Annotated in this window: 3 protein-coding genes; all 3 read right to left on the bottom strand. The window is 67.2% G+C overall.

What is annotated here, in order from left to right; translation table 11 throughout:
• On the bottom strand, positions 1–233 hold a 233-nt coding region (locus tag FNH04_RS45155), incomplete at its 3' end, for a 2-C-methyl-D-erythritol 2,4-cyclodiphosphate synthase (protein WP_194237038.1).
• A complete protein-coding gene (gene ispD / locus FNH04_RS45150) occupies positions 223–987 on the bottom strand; it encodes a 2-C-methyl-D-erythritol 4-phosphate cytidylyltransferase (RefSeq protein ID WP_152792021.1) in 765 nt (254 codons plus the stop codon). The genes FNH04_RS45155 and ispD, both read right to left, overlap by 11 nt.
• Positions 988–1365: 378 nt before the next feature.
• Positions 1366–1848: a CarD family transcriptional regulator gene (locus tag FNH04_RS45140; protein WP_003953493.1), complete on the bottom strand. Its 483-nt coding sequence runs from the start codon at positions 1846–1848 to the stop codon at positions 1366–1368.
• Positions 1849–2231 lie beyond the last annotated feature (383 nt).

Below are 2231 nucleotides of genomic sequence, written 5' to 3'. Positions count from 1 at the left end.
GTACCGAAGTGCTGCCCCAGATCCCCCATCCCGGCCGCCGAGAACAACGCGTTGCACGCCGCGTGTGCCACGACGTCCGCGTCGGAGTGCCCGGCCAGACCAGGGCCCTCGCCCTCCCACAGCAGTCCGGCACACCACAGCTCCCGCCCCTCCTCGAAGGCATGGATGTCCGTACCGATCCCCACCCGCGGCAACACCACGGGCGCACCCCCCGCCACCGGCTCAGAACCCATCGTTCAGCCTCCGCCTGGCCAGAACCGCCTCCGCGAGAACCAGATCCAGAGGACGGGTGACCTTGAAGGCCTCCTCGTGCCCGGGAACCACCACGACCCTCAACCCCAACTGCTCCACCATGCTCGCGTCGTCCGTGACGTTCCCGGTCACCACCTCATGGGCCCGGAGAAGCGTCTCCCGGTCGAAGCCCTGAGGAGTCTGAACCGCCCGCAGCAGAGAACGGTCGGGCGTGGCGACGACCGGCTCCGGCTCACCGGCCGCACCCCCCTGCTCGACCTGCTTGACGGTGTCCGCGAGCGGCAGCGCCGGCACGACGGCGGGCGCCCCGTCCCGTACGGCCTCGATGACGGAGTCCACCGTGTCGACCGGCACGAGCGGCCGGGCCGCGTCATGCACCAGCACGATGTCGATCCCGGGCGGCAGCGCGTCCAGCCCCAACCGCACCGACTCCTGGCGCGTCTCACCCCCCGGCACCACCAGGAAGTCGGTCCGCTCGGGCAGCGCGTGCGCGTCGAGCAGGGTCTTGACCTCGGCGGTTCCGTCGGGCGGCGCCACCACGATCACGAGCGAGACGGCACGGGACGCGGCCATGGCCCGCACCGCGTGGATGAGCATCGGCGTGCCGTTCAGCGCGCGGAGCGCCTTGGGGGCGCCGGGGCCGAGGCGGACACCCCGGCCGGCGGCCGGAATCACAGCCGCCGTACGAGCCCCCGTACGAGCCCCAGGAGGCGAAGGGAGCGAATCGTCAGACATCGGTTCCTGTCAGGTTTGTGTACTCGGCTTGCGTGGGTATGGCCCTGGGGGTACCCCCTGCTGGAGCAATGCCGAGAGCTGGGGAGTGCCGGGCACGAGCCTCGACCGGACCCTTCCGTGACCCCGGTCGAGCCAGCCGCCGGGCCCGGCACGCCAGTATCGGGGGAATTTCCCTCGACGTACGACACACAGCGACACGCGACGTACAGCACACGCGGTAAGACCACGAAGACCACGGCATAACCAGGGCCCAGAGGCAAGACGTACCGATACGAACATGCCGCAGCGCCCGGCGACAGTTAATACGTCATCGGGCACCGCGGCATTTCCATCACTGCACTGAAGCGAGTTGCCGGCGCGCTTGCGCTTGCGTCTGCGTCAGGACGCGAGGACCTCGTCGAGCAGGGCCTCGGCCTTGTCCTCGTTCGTGTTCTCCGCGAGGGCGAGCTCGCTCACCAGGATCTGGCGGGCCTTGGCGAGCATCCGCTTCTCACCGGCGGAGAGTCCACGCTCGCGCTCACGACGCCACAGGTCACGCACCACTTCGGCGACCTTGATGACATCGCCGGAGGCGAGCTTCTCCAGATTTGCCTTGTAACGACGCGACCAGTTCGTGGGCTCCTCGGCATACGGCGCGCGCAGCACCTCGAAGACCCGGTCCAGTCCGTCCTGACCGACCACATCACGCACGCCGACGAACTCCGCATTGTCCGCTGGCACACGCACCGTCAGATCACCCTGGGCGACCTTCAGCACCAAGTAGGTCTTGTCCACGCCTTTGATCTGGCGAGTTTCGATGGCCTCGATCAGCGCGGCCCCGTGATGGGGATAGACCACGGTGTCGCCAACCTTGAACGTCATGTGACAGGTACCCCTTCCGTGGCTATCCAGGGTAACACGGATACGGCGTCTGCTGAATGGCGTTTTCGCAGGTCAGGGCATATCTCGGGGCTTGACAACAGCAACAGGAACGTGCTTCGAGGTGTGAACGGAGGGGGGTAATCGCAGGTCGGAGCGGCTCTGCGGGCGGGGTGAAACGCGTACGTTACACGCATCCGGAGCGCCTGCGCGCAGGCTGAACATCCCGTTTTGTCCGGCTCCAAGTGTGCGACTCGCGCTACTCCGTTCGGCGAGCGGAGTCGGATCCGAGACGAATCCGGAATTGATCAAGACGGCCCGATCTTCGTCCGTTGTTCAGTCGCCGATCCACCCTCGATCCCCCTCGGTTCCCTGTCTCTTATACA

The organism is Streptomyces phyllanthi (genome assembly GCF_009377205.1).
Lineage (GTDB): Bacteria > Actinomycetota > Actinomycetes > Streptomycetales > Streptomycetaceae > Streptomyces > Streptomyces phyllanthi.
The sequence above is the reverse complement of the archived record's forward strand: the minus strand, read 5'-3'. Positions and strand labels throughout refer to the sequence as shown.